Origin of the sequence: Amycolatopsis roodepoortensis, assembly GCF_024628825.1 — a bacterium.
Taxonomy (GTDB): domain Bacteria; phylum Actinomycetota; class Actinomycetes; order Mycobacteriales; family Pseudonocardiaceae; genus Amycolatopsis; species Amycolatopsis roodepoortensis.
Map to the genome: position 1 here is coordinate 465,713 of NZ_CP102415.1, position 16,434 is coordinate 482,146.

Genomic DNA, 16,434 nt, shown 5'->3' on the forward strand with positions numbered 1-16,434 from the left:
TCGTCGAATTAGCTGAGGGTCTGGCGAGCGTTGCGGAGGATGCCGCGCCTAATCGCCATTGTCGCGAAACGCGTTGAGATACTTTTCGGCGAATTCATCCTCCCTGCCCCGGTTGTATTGAGTGATGAAGCGTGGGTGTTCCAAAGGAATGATCTTCCGGAAGAAGTGTTTCCTCTCGTTCAGCTTCGAGAGGAACGCGAAGTTCTCGCCGCTGCCGATGCAGTAGCACACCGAAGTGTCGGTTCCGAATTCCAGCTGGCGTTCCAGCGAGTCCACGAGGAACGAGTGGAGGAGCGCCACGAGCTGCTTGCTCTCGTAATAGTTGCAGTTGACCTCATTTCCCTTGGAGTTCGTTCTCGTCAGGCCGAGAGGGCACACAAAACTCATGACGAAATCGGCATAGAACTTGCCGCGGCCCCCGTAGCGCCCGATGACGTCGTGCAGAAACCCGGCGGAAGGCCGGCTAACTGCATAGCCGTCGACATCGACTCCCGTGTCGCTTTCGAGGAGCTTGGCGTCTTCGAACGGGACCCCGGTCACGGCGGTGCCGCGGCGGGCGGGCGAACTCCCCAGGACCAGTCGGCGCGGCTTGTCGTCATCGTAGTACTTGCTGTAGAACGCGGTCGTCACCTCGCGGACACGTTCTTTCTGGGGCCCGATGAACGGGTTGATGGCCGTGAAGCCGGGAGGCAGCTCAAGCGTGGTTCCGGCGAGTTTCTCGTTGAATCGCAAGATCCGCTTGGCAACCGTCGTTGGCCCGCTCATTGCAGATGTCCTTCCCTGGGCACTGGCTGGTGAGGTGGTTGAACAGTTAGGCGGCGACAGCGGATAGGTAAATCTCGGTGCTTGTGGAGTGAATCCGGATCTCTTTGAATCCAGCGCAGTCGAGCTCCGCGCCAATCAGATTGACGGTGTCCATCCCCCGGTAGAGGTCGACGAAGTACGTGCCGGGCAAAAGCAGTCCCGGTACGACGCTGCCCTGCCGGGTATGCAGAAATCCGTTCGCCACGGAGACGATAATAACAGCGCCAGGCTTCAGTACCCTGCGTGCCTCTGAGACCGCCGCCGACGTATCGAAGAACGACGAGTTGTAGGTTCTCAAGCTCACATACAGGTCGTAACTGTTACCTGGCAGGGAGGACAGGTCCTCGGCGCTGGAGACGACGGTTCTCGATGACGGCAGGTGTGCACCGATATTCGCTAGGCCACTTTCCGCGATGTCGAGGAAAGTGATGCGCGGACAGTCGGAAAACAGGGCCACTGCTTCGTGGCCGGCGCCGACACCGACGTTGAGGATGTTGATGGCAGACAGAGATCTTGGCGACGACCTGCTGTATACCGACATGAACTCGTCCGTCCAGCCTGAGCCGGCGGCACGAGCATCGTACGCGTCGTCATACGTGCCGTACTTCGTGTCGAATGCTTCCGACAGCGCGTCGTTGACGGCGCGATCAGCCTCCGCGTCCTTAATGCCATACCGCTCGCAGATCAAGGTGGCGAGCGCAGGTCGTCCCCTGTTCGCGGTGACGTCGCTCTTGGAGAGCGGAAATCCTCGCGCCTGCAATCCGGTGGAGACGGCTTCGCTAATGCGATTCGTGGAGTAGTGTGGGTTGCATCCGATGTTCTGCTCGCTCGCCTCGTAGAAGTCCTGGTTCTGCTGAAGAATCTTGCGCTGCAGATCGTCAGGGAAGCGATGTACCTGGCCTGGGGAAGTGACGGGGTCGCCATCGAGGTAGCTCGTCAGCGCGGGGTCGGGCAGGCCGACGTAAATCCGCTCGATGCGCACTTCCTTCACCAGTTCCGCGAGGTCGAACGAATGGTTCGCCGCCAGGGTATTGATCGTCAGATATGCGCAGTGCGCGCCGACTATTCCGAGTTCATCGATTCGGGTCCGGAGAGAGTGATACCAGGACGAGCCGTGGATTTCACCCTCGAAGGCCGAGCACATCAACTCGTCCTGCTGGGAGACGAGCGCAATCCCTACCCGTAGGCCGGTCCGCGGACCCTGTCGCGCGATGCCGATGACGTAGTTCATCCACAAGGCACTGTTCGGGCTCATCTGGACTCCGTTTCTCACATGCGCGCACGGGGATGCCATCGCTCTTCGTGGACGCGGGCCGGACTGGCCTGCTCATGGGATTCGGGGCGGGACGCCCTTTTTCAACTACCTCGACTGCTAACGACAGCGGTTAGCCTCGGCATGTCGGGCGGAGTTGATCGCCGCGTTGCCCGGCCCGGCGAGCGCAACGTTGAGCGAGGTGCGGTGGAGCAGGCCAGCGATGACCGTGCACGGGCGCTGCGGCGGATTCACGTGGATTCGTTCATTCTCGGGTGCGGACGGGGCAGACTGGTGGCCGCTGCGGGGAGGAACCCGGTATGAACGCGACCCGGGGGAGGGTCGAGCAGGACACGCCACATCACCCTGTCGCCGGAGAACCGGTGGCGGCCGTGCAGCCACCACCTGTTGTTCACCACATACCCATGTCCTGCCGGGAGTGCCAGCGTGTCGGAGTGCTCGCGGATCGCCTGCCGCAGCAGGGGAAGCCACCGTCGCGCCCGTGGGGAGAACCGCGCCAGGTCGTCAAGCCGGAGGCGTATCGCGATCCGCCCATCGGCCCGAGGCTCGAAAACCGCGCCGAGATACCCGGCCGCCCCGCCGAACAGCACACCGCGCGCGCCCGCCAGATCCGCGACCGCTTCCGGCGTGTGCGCCCACAGCGCCGCGTGCACCGCTCTCCCATCGACGAGCACGGTTTCCCCGCCGGTTGGCGCGGCCCGCGAGCATACGGCCATCACCACGGCCGGGGGAGAGGACAGGTTGGAGCGGTCGGTGTGCGGGGTGAGGTCGTTATCGGTGAACGCGGCCATCCCTGGACGCGTCGCCCCCGACCGGGCCGTGATCGTGGTGACGCCCTCGGGATCGCTGTGCGGGTGCAACACGACGGAACCGAGCTCGGTGGCCAGCCGCAGCAGCGCCGCCCGGCCAGTGACTCCGCGGAACACGGCGACGCCGTGCTCGGCCAGTGCCGCGGTGATCCGTTCAGCGGCATCAGGGTGGGTCACGTCCAGCGGCGGCGGGGGTGCCTCGGTGTTCCCCAGCGTGGTCATCCGGCACTTCCTTCATCGTGTGGCGGGCGTCCAGCACAACCGGTGATCACCGGTTGTGTCCACTGACAGATCGTCAGCGGCCGATGTCACCGGGTGGCTGCTACGGTGCTGAGCACCTCTATTCGTTCCTTGCACAGGGAGGTTTGTCGGCGATGCCCGGCTACCCCGTCTCGATCAAAGGCGTCGTCGTGCGCTCGGGCCGCGTGCTGCTGCTGCACAACGAACGCGACGAGTGGGAACTTCCTGGTGGGCGGCTCGAACTTGGCGAGACCCCTGAGGAATGTGTCGCCCGCGAGATCGGCGAGGAGACGCACGTCGCTGTCGACGTCGTGGAGATCATCGATTCGTGGATGTACCACATCGACGTCGCGAAGAAAGACGTGTTCATCGTGACCTACGGCTGCCGCGCCACCACGATCGCCGCACCGGTCGTGAGCCATGAACACACACGCGTCGGCGAATTCACCGCCGGCGAGGTCCAGGACCTGGTCATGCCCGACGGCTACAAACGGTCGATCGCGACCTGGTTCACTCGCCTGGCCGCGGACAGCACGGTCTGGTAGGCCTGTCGTGGGCCAGCGGTGCGAGCGCTGCGGACACCGCCTCGGCGAGTTCGCGAAGACCGGAACATGTCCCGCCTGCCGCAGCAGCACCGCCTCCCTCACCACCGCTCCGAGCCGGCTCACACCGGCGGTGTGGATGTGGTCCGACCCCGGTGCCGCCAGGGCGTTCGCCTCCCGGGATCTGCCGACCATCCTGCGCGCCTACCGCGCTATCAACGGTCTGTCCCAGCAGGACCTCGCGCAGCTGCTGGACTACGACAAGTCCTACATCGCGATGATCGAGACCGGGAAACGGTCCTTTGACGGCGTCCGTGCCAGACAGCACCTCGCGCATCGTCTCGGCCTGCCGTATCACCTGCTCGGCGTCACCGATCCCGACGACGCCGACTTCGCCGCACTTGTCCAGTTCGGTGACAGCGTCATCCGGCTGGCCGACATCGCGCGCCAGGCGGGCCGCGCCGTCGACGCCGTCAACGAGCTATGGCCCTTGGTCGCCCGGCTCGAGGCCCGCGCCGCCGAGGGCCGACTCGACCCTCACACATTACGGTTGCTCGCCCACGGCCGCCTGTCCCTCGGGGTCTCCCTGGGAACGGTCCTACCCGAGGAGCGCCTCACCGGCGCCGCTGTCTGGACCGGCAAAGCCCTCTTGATCGCCCGCCACCTCGACGACCCCGCCTTCCTCGGGCACGCCCTGCGCATGCACGGCAACGAACTTCGCAAAGCAGACCGGCTGCCCGCCGCGATCGCCCGCCTTGAACACGCCGCCGCTATCGCCACCACCCCCGACGACCGCGGCACCGCCGTCGCGCTCCTCGCCCGAGCCGCGGGCGAAGCACGCCACGAACATCGTTTCACCGAAGCGATCTCCGAATGCCACCGTGTGCTTGATCAGGTGCCCTATCAGGACGGCATGCTGCTGAACCCGTTCTCTCTCCGCGAGATCCACGCTCGCGGCCTCGTGTGCCTCAACCGCCCTGTCGACGCCTTGAATGTCTTGTCACGGCCCGCCGCGACCGCCCCCGCCGCACCGCAATGGCAGGTCATCGAACACGTCACCCACGGCGAAACCCTCGCAGCTATGGGAGATCACAACGGCTCCGCCGAGACACTCACCGTCGCCATCCACGCCGCCGAAAACCGGCGACTGCCACATCAGCTCCAGCGCGTCGTTCGTGCGGCCGACAATCACAGCCTGCACGCCGTCGCCGAAGACGGGCGCAGTGCGTTGAGCAGGCTGCGCTCGATGCTGGCCCTAACGACCTGATCCTTCGCGACATCCCGAAGACCGTCTCCCGCGAAGGTACCTGTCACGCTCCTCTGGCAGCAGCGGGTCCTCAATGACGTGCTAGGACCCGCCGAGGTGGACCACGACGCCATTGATGCACTGGCAGAGACCCGCCGGTCACTCGTGTCGGGAAGCAAACTCCCGCGCGGTCAGCGTCAGCGTCGAGGCCGGCCGACCCACACCAGATGCTGAGCAGAGACAAAGTCACCTTGCCGATGGCGACCTTTGAGGATCCCGATCCGTGTTCGTCCCTCGACGACCTGCAACCCTGGCGCCGAGGGAGTCAACAGTGAACGCTCTATCAGCACAGGCCATCGCTTCCACGTGCCGTGGGTCTCCCAGCAGAGAGCTACACCCCTATGAACTCCTTTGTGGCGTACCCCGATCCAATGATCGGGGTTGGCTGCGAACTCATCAATACAGTCGCGGTCTGAGTCACCGGTCGGCGTCTCGACCAGCAGGTCCGTGGAAGCAGCTTCGACCTCCCAGGTGATCTGTGCGAGGTCGACATCGGCATAGTCGAGGAGGAACGCCTCGTTGCCCGCGTGGTCATAGAGCCATTGCTCGAGCACGTCGTCGGGCCAGCCAAGACCGGTGACATCGGGATGGCGGCGGAACCCCGCGAATCCGGATCCGTCCTCGTGGCAGTCCTGAGAGATCAGGGTGTAGTCAGCAATACGCACGGTGTTCATTGTGGCTCACCGCACGTGTTCGATATCACCCGGATTCTTCCATTGGCCTCACATCGCACCGTGAACGAGGAGGCGAGGCCTCCTCGACTACGGCCGATTCTGTCGCAGTGGCTTGGGGCCGCGTGCCTGGTGGCCAAGGTCGAGGGTGCGCTCCTCGCCGAACAGCTCCGGAGACGAAACAGCGATGACGGGCATGTCCCGACCCCGGGGCGCCGTCTCCGACAGAAACGGCGCTCAAGGGAACACACTCTGGACTCACCCGTCTCGCGAGGACGCACTGCGCGCTGAGCGATCGTCCGGCAATGCGCAATGGGGGTGGGGGTACGTCATGTCGGACAAAGGTGACAGCGGACTCGGTGGGCGGCTTACCTCTGGTCCCCGACTCCGAACTGCCCGTCGGGGGTACCAACCGTCGCCACAGCCGATGATCGTTTCCCGAGTCCGCGCCAGCGCAATGGCCACCTGCTCGGCGACCGCGACGGCTGGACGCGGACCACGACACAATCCCGCCGCTGACAACACCGGCCAGCAACCACGATCACCGACGCTCCCGCGCCGCGTCCAGAACGACGTCGACGAGCCGATCCGCGGCGTCCGGCTTGCCCAGCGCGCGGGCGAGATCGGCCATGGTGCGGCGCCGCTGTGGATCTGCCAGCAGCGGCGCCACCGCGTCGCGCAGGTCCGCCGCGGTGACGTCGGTGCCCAGCAGCGCGGCCGCGGCGCCCTGGTCGGCGAGATGCCGCGCGTTGTGGGCCTGCTCGCCACCCGCCGAGGACGCCAACGGGATGAACACCGCCGCCATGCCCAGCGCGGTCACCTCGGCGATCGTCCCCGCCCCGCTGCGCGAAATGATCACGTCTGCCAGTGCGAACACATCAGGCAGCTCCGCGCCGATGAAGTCGACCGGCAGATACCGGGCAGCGAGATCCGCGGGCAACCCCGCCGCGCACTCCCGCTGCGCCTCGATCGCGGCGGTGCCGCACTGGTGCACGACGTTGGCCCGCTCCAGCAGCCACGGCAGGATCGCCGAGACGAGCTCGTTGATCTGCCTGGCACCCTGCGCGCCGCCGGTGACATACACCGTGGGCAGCGCATTATCGAAACCCTGCACGCCGAGCGCCTTCACCGCCCGGTCAGCGTCACCAGTGAGCACCTCCGCGCGCACCGGGTTTCCCGTCGCGACAGCACGCTTCCGCGTGGCGGGAGACAGCAGCGGCAGGGTCGATTCCGACGACACCGCCACCCTGGCCGCCAGCCGGGCCAGCACCCGGTTCGCCAAGCCCAGCCGCAACGTCTGCTCGTGAATGACCAGCGGACGGCCACACCCCCGGGCCGCCACCCCGACCGGCACGGCGACGTAGCCACCGGTCGCCAGCACGACATCCGGCCGAAAACGCGCCACGGCCGACCGTGCCTGTACAACGCCGAGCGGGATCCGGGCCATGTCGGTCAGATTGGCGCGGGACAGCATCTTCAGCGGGCTGCGCGCACGGCGGATTTTTCCGGTGGCGACTGCCTGAAACGGGATCCCCTGGTCGGTGGTGACGCGGGCTTCCAATCCGGCCGCGCTTCCCACCCACAGCACCTCGACGGTCCTGCCCTGATCCGTCAACCGGGCCTGCAGAGTGCGGATAGTGGTCAGCGCGGGATAGGTATGCCCGCCCGTCCCGCCGCCCGTGACCAGCAACCGGAACGCCCGCCGCTCCGGCTGCTGATCGTGCTGAGTGCCGGCCTGTGCGGCGTTGTGCTTGTTCATCGTCAAAACCCGCTGTTTCTCGCCCTGCCGGGAAGGGCGACGGTGATCCGGCGTGAACGCCAGCTTCCGCGCGAGATTCTTCCACAAGCAGGAATGACGGTTGAGCGTACTCCCGCCACCTCGGGCATCGGCGGCGATATCGTCCACTATGGACCCAATAAGGATGGGAGGGTGAGTTCAGCTGTGGGCGCGAGGACATCGGCGTAGATGCCGCTGGCTTGCGCAGACCTGCTGCCAGGATGACAGGGTTGTATAGGCGATCTGGCAGATGGGAACCTGGTTCGTGACGATCACAGAGCAGACAGCGTCAACTTTCCTGGTGCAACGTAGGCAGATGCGGTGGTTTATCGGGCTTGTCTGGCACCACCGCCTGCACATCACCTTGCCGGCCGGTGGCCATCAGGAACCGGGGGAGACCATCGGCGAGACGGCGGTGCGCGAAGTGCGCGAAGAGGCCGGAGTGCGGTGCAGGCTGCTGCCGCTGCCACTTCCGACCCGGTTTCCTCACCGGACGATCGGGACCCCGTGGTGGATCGCCGAGGTCCCGGCCGGTCCCGACAACCACACCGATACGCTCCACGTGCATTGTGACCACGTATTCGTCGCTGAACCGGACGGCGACTATTCCGGCGACGCCGAGTCCGAGGTGCAGTGGTTCAACGCGGATGAGCTCGCGCACGCAGACGGCATATCGGAAGACTCGCGGATCCAGGGTTTGGAGATTCTCGCGATCCTGCAGCAGCATGCAGACATAGCACCAACTGGGCTTCCCGTAGCCGGAGTGCCGCCGCAAACGGGGCAGGAATAGGCATGTCGTGGTTGGTGTGTGCGTGCCTATGCGCAGCGACTTAGCTTGGTTTCTGCGGGCGTAGCCGGTATCCGGGAGGACTCGGAGGGAGGAGTTCGTTTCCGTCCTCCGCCGAATTTCAGGGTGCGCGTGATAGGCGGTCACGGTTCGCGCGTACTATTCTGTGGATCGATATCTCATTCTGGAGGGACGTGGCGTGGCCCAGCAAGTTTTGGTAAGTCTTGTCGACGACATTGATGGCACGGAAGCGGACGAGACCGTCGAGTTCGCTCTCGACGGCGTGACGTATCAGATCGATCTGTCCGCGGACAACGCGGAAGAACTACGTGACGCGCTGGCACAATACGTCGAACACAGTCGCCGCGCCGGGGGACGGAAACGTAGGGCTGTTGTGGGCACGGCCGCGCTGTCACCGGTATCCAAGGCGCCGACATTGGCCGACCGTGAACAGAACCAGGCCATCCGTGCCTGGGCACGCAAGAACGGGTACGAGGTGAACGATCGTGGACGGATCCCGTCCGAAATCGTCGAGGCGTACCACAAGAAGAGGTAGCGTCGATGCTCGGAGGGGCATCGACGGATGTCCCTCCGACGTTGCCGGTGACCACAGCCGGCGCCGGATCGGCCGGAATGGCTGGCGCGGGCAACACCGGCTCGTGGCAACGATCCGGGCCTTGCGTCGTTCCCGGAGCCGGTAGTGTGCCGGTACTTGATGCGCCATCCGAAGACTTGGGGGTACACGATGAGCATGGATGAAGCCGCCCGTGTCGCCGCGTCGGTGGACAAGGTCTCGGTGGGGCGGGTGTATGACTATCTGCTCGGCGGCACGCACAACTACGCGGTCGATCAGGCGTTCGCAGAGCAGCAGCTCGCGGTGTTGCCGGAGATCCGGGATTTCGCGCGCGCGAACCGGGCGTTCCTCGGCCGGGCTGTCCGTTTCATGGTCGGGCAAGGCATTCGGCAGTTCGTGGACATCGGCTCCGGACTGCCGACCCAAGGAAACGTGCATGAGGTCGCCGACGAGGTCGCGCCGGGTGAATGCCGGGTGGTCTACATCGACAACGAACCGATCGCCCAGGCGCACGCGCAGATCCTGCTCGAGCAGACCGCGGACCCGAACCGGCACGCCGCGCTGGACGCCGACTTCTTCGACCGGCGCCTGCTGTGGGACCGCGTGATGGACACGGGCCTGATCGACCGGACCGAGCCGATCGGACTGCTGCTGGTCGCCCTGCTGCATTTCATGCCCGACGAGCAGAACCCGCACGCCGCGCTCGGTTTCCACCGCGCGATGCTCCCGTCGGGTAGCTTCCTGGCGCTCTCGCACATTCATGTCGCGCCGGAGGACGTCGAGACGCAGAACGCGGACAAGAAGGTGGCGCAGGAGTACGGGCGCCGGACCAACCACACGGCGATCATGCGCTCGCGTGAGCAGATCGCCGAGTTCTTCGGAGACCTCGAATTGGTCGAACCCGGCCTGGTGTGGCTACCGCAATGGCACCCCGACACCGCGGGGATCGGCAAAGACGCCGCACGCTCCCGCGGCCTGGCGGGCGTGGCACGCACCCACTGACCGGCTGGCGCACCTGCCTCTAGCCGACGAGGTCGTCGGTGCCCGCAGGCGACGGGGGAGTCCGTGGTGGAGGAGTTGCCCCGCCCCGTGCTGTGTCGATACTGCCGTAGCTGGGGTAGGCGGCGGCGAGGTCGGCTTCGGTGAGCGGTTCCAGCCCGATCGACCGGCGCCGTGTGTTCACTCCAGCCGGGTCTTCGAGCGGATACAGCCGGCATCCTCTGCCGGGGAAGCACAAGGACTGGGTGCCCCAGCGCTGCGGTTGCCGTACGTCCGTGGCGACGCGGTCGGCCAGGTAGGCGTGGTCGCGGACCGCGACGTCGTCGTCGGGGTCGACGGCCGCGGCGAGCAGCGGAAACCAGCGTGCCCGTTTCTCCGCTGGGGCGTGCTGGGCGAGCAGCCACGCGGCGTGTGCGGCGTCCGAGCCCACCAGTTGCGCGCTGGGCCAGCCGACACGATCGATCACCGAGGCCAGGAACGCCGTGTTGCGGGCGTCGACGTCGTGCACCCGTTGCCACTGCAGCGGTGTCGGATGGTCGGGGTCGAGGTCCTGGCGTGCCGCTTGGTCGGTTTCGGCGCGGTGCAGCAGCTCCTTCCGCAGAATCGCCCGGTCGGCGGTCTTGTCGCGTTTACTCATCGTGCCCGCTTCTGGCTGGCCCCGGCCGTTCTGCTTCGACGATCAAGGTTCCCAGCTTCCCGGGGTCCGGTGCGGCCTCGACACGGGCGTGAAGGGTGCGGAAGCCGTTATCGTGCAATAACTCCGCCCACATCTCGGGCTCGTAAGACCACCGGTACACCCACTGTGGTTCGGCGCTGAACGGGGCACCGTAGGTTCCCTGGATTCCATATGCTCCCGGCACCGGCGGTGCGTGCGCGAACACCAGCTTCCCGCCGCGCGTCAGCCGTTCCCGGAGGAGCGGCAGCACTACGGCAGGGTCGAGGAACCAGATCGCGCCCCAGATCGAGTAGATCACATCCCAGGACCGGCCCGATGCGGTCAGGAACTCCAGCACGTCAGCGTGTTCGAACCGGGCGCCCGCGATATGCCCCCACCGGCGGCACGCATGCTCGCACTGCACGCCCGACACGTCCACACCGGTCGCGTCGACGCCGCGCATCGCCAGGGCCGCGACCGCATCACCGTGACCGCACCCCAGTTCGAGAGCCGTGCGCGGCTGGCCAAGCAATTCGGCGCCCGGGCCATGGGACGGATATTGAGTCCATCCGAACGGTTCAGCGGAGGCCAGATCAGACACGGCGCGGGCCGTGCGCGAGGCATAGCGGTTCCAGTAGACGCTGTTCATCGGCCGGAACCGGAGGACTCGGAGATTCCGCCAACGACGTAACGTGCCCTGAGCTGCCGTGTCAGCGTGTGTGGGCGGAGCGGTCGGGCAGTCCACGCGGGATTTGAACCGCGCAGCAAGCTTGCTGACATAGTCCCGGCGCGAGCGGTCACAAACGGCCATGCTATCGGCTCCCACCGAGGTTTACTGAAGTCTCAACCTCGATTCCCGGGTGATCCTGCCTCAACCGGAGAAGCCACGCTGATTGCTGCTGCGTCGGCGACACCAACGGCGGACCTGTCACGCTCAAGCTGGGCTGCTCGGCTACCTGCCAGCAGAACAGTGGAGCGGGCGGACTGCCGGCCAACAGACGTCCGGACGGTGCTTGGCCGCCAGCCACCAACTGGAGACTGCCATGATGAGCTGTGAATTGCACCCAGCCAGATGAGGCCGGCGACTTCATCATCGCCGTTGACCCCGCACCGCATTCTCTTGGTCATCAATTCGCCGTGCATGCCGCTACCGAAACCGGGTGGATGGGCGGCGATTCCGCCATCGCCATCGAGCTTGCCGGACATGAACGTCTGTGGTTGTTCTCGGACACGATGCTCGCCGGCGGGCGGTGGGTGCACAACTGCATCGTCGTGGAGGACCTCGCGCGCCGAGGGCTGCGGACAGTCCTCGGCGGTACACCGTCCGAACCGGAGGCCCTGGTGCCGCCACTGAACTCGGTCGGCCCGGATGGGCTGTCGCGGTGGTTGTGGGCCGGACACGGCATCGCGATCGATGACCCCGCCATTCCTGCCGCTCAGCACCGAGCATGGGTGTTCTTCCAGGAATACCGAGCCACGGCACCGGACGCGGTGAAAGGCGAGTGGGACTTCGCGTGGGTGCGGACCATCCTCGTCGAACTGTCGCTGCCGGACCTTCGGGTACTCAGCCGCACTCCGGTCAACGACGAGACCGGCGTGCAGTGGGGCGCCGCGGTTCACCGCGACGGCGACCAGCTACTCGTCTACGGCGTCGCTGATGAAGGCGAGCACAAGCACCTGCTGCTGGCCTCAACCTCGGCAACCCAGCCGGGGCGGCGGTGGCGGTACTGGACGGTCGATGGCTGGTCCCCGCGGCCAGGCGAGGCCACCCGCCTGCTCACCGGCGTCAGTAACGAGATCAGCGTGGTCCCGTTACCCGGGCCCGAGTCCGGCTGGCTGCTGGTCACCTCCGACACCCGGAGGGAGTTCGGGACATGGCCGATCGTCGCATACCGGGCGGACAGTCCGGGTGGCCCCTGGTCCGGGCCGCACATGCTCCTCGCCCCTCCGGAGAACGCGGGAACCCGCTATGCCTACAACCCGACACTGCTCCGGCTCGCAGATGACAGTTTTTTGTTGGCATACAACGTGAACTCGACCTATGCGGATGTGATGGCGGACCGTTCGATCTACCGGCCCAGGTTCTGGCGGGTTCGGATCAGCGCTCGGCCGCCGGTGGAGACGTGATCGGACGCCACCGGCGTGACGGCGTCCGCGAGAGCCCACTCGGTGCGGCGTGGCCGCGTTGGTCGCGGTGTGTCGCTCAGGCGGTCCAGGTTTCGACGGGCCCATGGGGTGAGCCGAGCGTTCGTTGTGCGACGGTGGCGGTGATGGCGTCGTCGGGCGCGCTGGCTGCCGTAACGGCGGCGAAGTGGGCATGCGCGTCGTCGGGTGTCGCGTGCAGGGAGATGTGAAGACCGTCGGGCAGGCCATCGATGACGAGCACCCAGACGCTGGCGGCGGTGCGGTCACGCATCATGCGGCAGCGCAAGTCCAGCCCGCCGTCGGGCACGCAGCCCAGGCGCTCGGCGACAACGAGGCTGTCCGGAGCCAGCCCCAGTCGGATGCAGCGCCCGGCGATGTCGATCTCGGTCGCGTCCACCGCGGCGACCAGCTCGGCCATGGGGCGGCTGTTGCCCCAGCCCTGGATCAGGATCTCGTCGCGTTCGGTGTTCCATTTCCGGCGAAGGTTGGCATCAAGGTTAGCTGCGGGGTCGAACTCCGGATCGGTGGCGAGCCTGTCGCGAAGAACGAGGTCTGCCTCGGCCCGCAGCACCGTGGTCTGAATATCCGGCGGAAGCATGTTCTTACAGCGCGCCTGGATCGCGCTGGTCGTGCGCTGCAGCGTCTCCGCCAGATCGTCGACCGGCACCCCGTTGCGGAGCCCGTCGAGCAGGGTCGCGGTGTCCTGAGGTGACCAGGCCGCTCCCGCACGGTGGGGAGCGGGGCCGGTAGCTGTTTCGTGGTCATCGGCAGCGCTCACATTCTTCACGCTAGCGAGGGTTGCCCGACGACACCTACCGTGTCGGACCATCGCGCGGAAACGATCACCTGAATGGCTCTCAACCCGAATCGGGACCGTGCACTGATGACCCGTTGCTTGCCGAGTCCGCCTCTTGGGATCGGTCCCTGCCGCGCGAGCACTCCTGGGATATCGCCGAGGTTCATCGACGTCGCCTGCCGACGGCTGCGGGAAGATCGCCGGCGAGCTCCGGTGTACCACGGGCGTGGCCGGGCACTACCCGGGGCAGGCCTGGCCCAGGCCGTCACCCGTGGCGAGCTCCACCGGGAGACCGCGAGTTCGAGGACCCCGTCGGCACGGTCGACGAGGTTGTCACGATGCCACCCACGACAACGTTGAGCGTGCCCGGGAAGTGCTGCGGATCAGTCTGATCTCCCAGAGGCCTCACCAGCTGCTTGTAGCCGCGCCAGCAGTTCTCGACTGGTGGAGTGCTCAGCGTCGAAGCCGTGAATCATGGCGTGCTCGGGGGATACGGTGGGCCCGGCCAGGCGCGCGCCATGGCACCGGAAGCAGAAGCTGATTTCGAATAGGAACTGCGTGGTGCTGTGGGCCCGGATTTCCCAGGCGGGGATGAAGCACCGTTTGAGCTCACCGTCAGGCAGGCCGGCCATGAGCGTCAGCCCGGTTTGGGCGTCCTCTGAGTCCCAGATGGCCACCAGTTGATCGTTGCCGGTGCCGTCGGGACCGATTACCTCGACAAGTTCGACTCGCTCGCGCGGAACCGGAAGGAACATCGTGCCACGATAGCCCCGCTCGGAGGGAATCAGCGCTGGTGCGGTCGGATTAGGCGGTGATGGCCTCGTTGTCGCCCGGTACGGTGCCCGCCTGGGCAGCTGGGTCGGTGTCGCCGGTCGCCGACGATGTCCAATAGCTGGCCAGCCGGTCGTTGATCTCGGACAGACAAGTCCCGCACAGCACGCCATTGTCCTGGTCCTTGACGTCCGCAGCTCGACAATGAGGGCTTCGTCGTCGGCGAAGCTGGGCTCGTCGTTCCCCACGGGCAGCCACACCTCGCCCACGACCTCGTCACCGTGGTGCCGGACCAGCGCAATGCCGGGATACGACAGCGTCACCGGCCGTTCGTCGAAATCGCCGATCGTCACCGTCTTGATCGCCCAGCGCAACTGCACCCTACGGTCACGCCCCATCCAGCCACACCTCCCGTGCTCGTCGTTCCGGTTATGTCGCATTCCAGCCCGCGCATGAAACAGGCCGCCCGACGTGTCCTGCACGGAAGCCGTGGCGTCACCCCGGTCGGGTTACGAAATCCGGCGTCATTGCGCCATCCGGGTTACCGTCGCTGGACGAGCGAAGTCGCTTCGAACAGGGCACCGGATTGGCTCGCGGGAGGTCCGGGATGCGTGCTCCGGGAACAGTGACGTGATGGCCGTGCTCCGGCCACCGGTGCCACCGCCGCAGGCACAGTCGACGCGGGAAGTCCCGGTCTCTCGTCCCCGGCGCGAGTGGATCTACCAGCCCAAATGGGACGGCTGGCGTGCCCTGCTCTTCGCCGCCGACGGTGTGCTGCAGTCCCGTCGGGACAACGACCTGTCCAGCCGCTTCCCGGAGATCGTGCACGCGGCGGCACAGCTGGGCGATGTCGTCCTGGACGGCGAGCTCGTCGCCCTGCGCGGTGGCCGGCTGGACTTCGGGGCGCTGACCTCCACACCGCGCACCCGCGCGGCGGAGGGCATCACGGTGTATTACGTAACCGGAGCACGCACGGGTTCCCAGGGCGCCTTCGGCGGGTCAGGTTCGGGTCTGAACAGGTCAGGCTCCGCCCAGCCCTGTCAGCTCTGTGGCGTGAGATTCCGATAGCCACTCGCAGAATCTGCGAGTTGATCGTCTAATCTACGTGTTCGTGAGGGATTCTGACACTCGGCTGCGGGTCGCTGGCGAGGAGGTGCTGGCGGGCAGGGACGAGGCCGCCGGGTCGGGTTTGGCCGATGTGTTCACCTTGCAGCGGCGCCAGTCCGCCGCGATCGCCCCGGAGGATGAGCGCTCGTTCTATCTGGACACGTTGGCGGAGTATCAGTGGGCGCGTGATGCCGCCGGGCTGATGCCCGGCACGATCGATCAGCTGGTCAAGCCGGTCATCGAGCTGTGCGAGTACTACGACACTGTGCCGTGGCGGCTGCAGCCCAAGCAGTTGGACCACTACTTCGCTGGTCCGGGGAAGCGGGCGCGGGCGACCGTGCGCGCGAAGATCACGAAGATCGACGGATACTTCGCGTTCCTGGAGCAGCGCTACGCGAGTGAGATCAGCCGCTTGTTCGGCGCGGCGGTCGAGTCTCCGGTCGACCCGTTCAACAGGCCCCGTCACCGTGGAGACTTCGGGCTGCGAGTGCCGCCGTCGCAGACCGCGATGACACGGTTCTTCGCCGGGTGGCGCGACGTGCTGGCCGATGCCCGCAAGGAGGCCGTCGCCTGCCGCGATTACGTGATGGCCAAGATCGCCTACCTGTCCGGGGTCCGGGCGAGCGAGCTGTGTCGAGTACGGATCTCCGATGTGCACTGGGAGTCCGGGCAGTGGGGCCGCTTTCTGGTGGAGGGCAAGGGCGCGCGCGGCTCCGGCCCGCGTCAGCGGGAGGCGTTCCTGTTCGAGCAGGGCCGCGAGCTGCTGTGGTGGTATGTCGAGGACGTGCGCGGCCTGTTCCGCGACGACCCGGAGCACCCGCTGGCGCCGCTGTTCCCCTCTGAGCGGACTCCGCCTTTGGTGGCCGCGCTGAACATGCCGATCGCGCCCGCGGTGGTGCCAGCGACGTTCCGGCGGGCGTTGAAGACCGCCTCCCGCCGCTTTCTGCCCGGCCCGGTCGCCGAGCTGCACCCGCACCTGCTGCGCCATGCGTGCGCGACGCACAACTACGAACGGGGGATGACGCTGTGGGAGGTGCAGAAGCTGTTGGGGCATGAGTGGACCACAACGACCGTCCGCTATCTGGCCAGCGCGCAGGCCGATCCGGAACAGGCCGGCCGGGCGGCGGCCAGCCGAGCGACGCAGCGGCTGGTGCGCGACGCGGGGAGCCTGCGATGAA

The 16,434-nt window shown here is 66.5% G+C and carries 18 protein-coding genes; 8 read left to right on the forward strand and 10 right to left on the reverse strand.

Annotated features, from left to right (window positions below; genetic code table 11):
* Positions 1 to 48: 48 nt before the first annotated feature.
* From NQK81_RS02250 to NQK81_RS02260, 3 genes are all read right to left on the reverse strand, one after another.
* On the reverse strand, positions 49 to 765 hold the full coding sequence (locus tag NQK81_RS02250; RefSeq protein WP_257486823.1) for a uracil-DNA glycosylase family protein: 717 nt from the start codon (positions 763 to 765) through the stop codon (positions 49 to 51).
* Positions 766 to 811: 46 nt separating this feature from the next.
* Positions 812 to 2,059, reverse strand: coding sequence for a class I SAM-dependent methyltransferase (locus NQK81_RS02255; RefSeq protein WP_257486824.1), 1,248 nt, complete (start codon positions 2,057 to 2,059; stop codon positions 812 to 814).
* A gap of 248 nt (positions 2,060 to 2,307) precedes the next feature.
* Positions 2,308 to 3,108, reverse strand: a complete 801-nt coding sequence (locus tag NQK81_RS02260) for a TauD/TfdA family dioxygenase (RefSeq protein WP_257486825.1) — start codon at positions 3,106 to 3,108, stop codon at positions 2,308 to 2,310.
* Positions 3,109 to 3,260: 152 nt separating this feature from the next.
* Between NQK81_RS02260 and NQK81_RS02265 the strand changes: the two genes are divergently transcribed.
* Both NQK81_RS02265 and NQK81_RS02270 read left to right on the forward strand, forming a co-directional pair.
* The gene (locus NQK81_RS02265; RefSeq protein ID WP_257486826.1) at positions 3,261 to 3,671 is read left to right on the forward strand and encodes an NUDIX hydrolase; all 411 of its coding nucleotides are present in this window, start codon (positions 3,261 to 3,263) and stop codon (positions 3,669 to 3,671) included.
* Positions 3,672 to 3,807: 136 nt separating this feature from the next.
* Positions 3,808 to 4,935, forward strand: coding sequence for a helix-turn-helix domain-containing protein (locus tag NQK81_RS02270; RefSeq protein WP_257486827.1), 1,128 nt, complete (start codon positions 3,808 to 3,810; stop codon positions 4,933 to 4,935).
* 176 nt (positions 4,936 to 5,111) lie between these two features.
* Here the strand turns inward: NQK81_RS02270 and NQK81_RS02275 are convergent, their stop codons facing one another.
* Together NQK81_RS02275 and NQK81_RS02280 are read right to left on the reverse strand one after the other, a co-directional pair.
* Positions 5,112 to 5,648, reverse strand: coding sequence for a hypothetical protein (locus NQK81_RS02275; protein WP_257486828.1), 537 nt, complete (start codon positions 5,646 to 5,648; stop codon positions 5,112 to 5,114).
* Between the two features lie 538 nt (positions 5,649 to 6,186).
* Positions 6,187 to 7,551: a UDP-N-acetylglucosamine--N-acetylmuramyl-(pentapeptide) pyrophosphoryl-undecaprenol N-acetylglucosamine transferase gene (locus NQK81_RS02280; protein WP_257486829.1), complete on the reverse strand. Its 1,365-nt coding sequence runs from the start codon at positions 7,549 to 7,551 to the stop codon at positions 6,187 to 6,189.
* Between the two features lie 136 nt (positions 7,552 to 7,687).
* Here NQK81_RS02280 and NQK81_RS02285 point away from each other — a divergent pair, with 136 nt between their 5' ends.
* The 3 genes from NQK81_RS02285 (at position 7,688) to NQK81_RS02295 (ending at position 9,785) form a co-directional block, all read left to right on the forward strand.
* Entirely contained in the window at positions 7,688 to 8,212 is a 525-nt protein-coding gene (locus NQK81_RS02285; protein ID WP_257486830.1) for an NUDIX domain-containing protein, read from the forward strand.
* Between the two features lie 196 nt (positions 8,213 to 8,408).
* Entirely contained in the window at positions 8,409 to 8,765 is a 357-nt protein-coding gene (locus NQK81_RS02290; RefSeq protein WP_257486831.1) for a histone-like nucleoid-structuring protein Lsr2, read from the forward strand.
* 195 nt (positions 8,766 to 8,960) lie between these two features.
* Positions 8,961 to 9,785 (forward strand): SAM-dependent methyltransferase, encoded by an 825-nt coding sequence (locus NQK81_RS02295; RefSeq protein ID WP_257489979.1) that lies wholly within the window; start codon positions 8,961 to 8,963, stop codon positions 9,783 to 9,785.
* Positions 9,786 to 9,804: 19 nt separating this feature from the next.
* Here NQK81_RS02295 and NQK81_RS02300 read toward each other — a convergent pair whose 3' ends face one another.
* Both NQK81_RS02300 and NQK81_RS02305 read right to left on the reverse strand, forming a co-directional pair.
* The gene (locus NQK81_RS02300) at positions 9,805 to 10,419 is read right to left on the reverse strand and encodes a DUF6624 domain-containing protein (protein WP_257486832.1); all 615 of its coding nucleotides are present in this window, start codon (positions 10,417 to 10,419) and stop codon (positions 9,805 to 9,807) included.
* Positions 10,412 to 11,086 carry a class I SAM-dependent methyltransferase gene (locus NQK81_RS02305; RefSeq protein ID WP_257486833.1) on the reverse strand — a complete coding sequence of 225 codons (675 nt, stop codon included), beginning with the start codon at positions 11,084 to 11,086 and terminating at the stop codon, positions 10,412 to 10,414. Before NQK81_RS02305 ends, NQK81_RS02300 begins: the two co-directional genes overlap by 8 nt.
* 404 nt (positions 11,087 to 11,490) lie before the next feature.
* Between NQK81_RS02305 and NQK81_RS02310 the strand changes: the two genes are divergently transcribed.
* Positions 11,491 to 12,564: a DUF5005 domain-containing protein gene (locus NQK81_RS02310; protein WP_257486834.1), complete on the forward strand. Its 1,074-nt coding sequence runs from the start codon at positions 11,491 to 11,493 to the stop codon at positions 12,562 to 12,564.
* Positions 12,565 to 12,640: 76 nt separating this feature from the next.
* Here NQK81_RS02310 and NQK81_RS02315 read toward each other — a convergent pair whose 3' ends face one another.
* From NQK81_RS02315 to NQK81_RS02325, 3 genes are all read right to left on the reverse strand, one after another.
* On the reverse strand, positions 12,641 to 13,360 hold the full coding sequence (locus NQK81_RS02315) for a hypothetical protein (RefSeq protein WP_257486835.1): 720 nt from the start codon (positions 13,358 to 13,360) through the stop codon (positions 12,641 to 12,643).
* A 401-nt stretch (positions 13,361 to 13,761) separates the two neighbouring features.
* Positions 13,762 to 14,133 carry a hypothetical protein gene (locus tag NQK81_RS02320; RefSeq protein WP_257486836.1) on the reverse strand — a complete coding sequence of 124 codons (372 nt, stop codon included), beginning with the start codon at positions 14,131 to 14,133 and terminating at the stop codon, positions 13,762 to 13,764.
* 49 nt (positions 14,134 to 14,182) lie between these two features.
* Positions 14,183 to 14,317 carry a hypothetical protein gene (locus NQK81_RS02325; RefSeq protein ID WP_257486837.1) on the reverse strand — a complete coding sequence of 45 codons (135 nt, stop codon included), beginning with the start codon at positions 14,315 to 14,317 and terminating at the stop codon, positions 14,183 to 14,185.
* A 465-nt stretch (positions 14,318 to 14,782) separates the two neighbouring features.
* Between NQK81_RS02325 and NQK81_RS02330 the strand changes: the two genes are divergently transcribed.
* Positions 14,783 to 15,217: an ATP-dependent DNA ligase gene (locus NQK81_RS02330; RefSeq protein ID WP_257486838.1), complete on the forward strand. Its 435-nt coding sequence runs from the start codon at positions 14,783 to 14,785 to the stop codon at positions 15,215 to 15,217.
* Positions 15,218 to 15,260: 43 nt separating this feature from the next.
* Complete coding sequence (locus NQK81_RS02335; protein WP_211323322.1) at positions 15,261 to 16,433, forward strand: tyrosine-type recombinase/integrase; 1,173 nt, start codon at positions 15,261 to 15,263, stop codon at positions 16,431 to 16,433.
* Position 16,434: the final 1 nt, after the last annotated feature.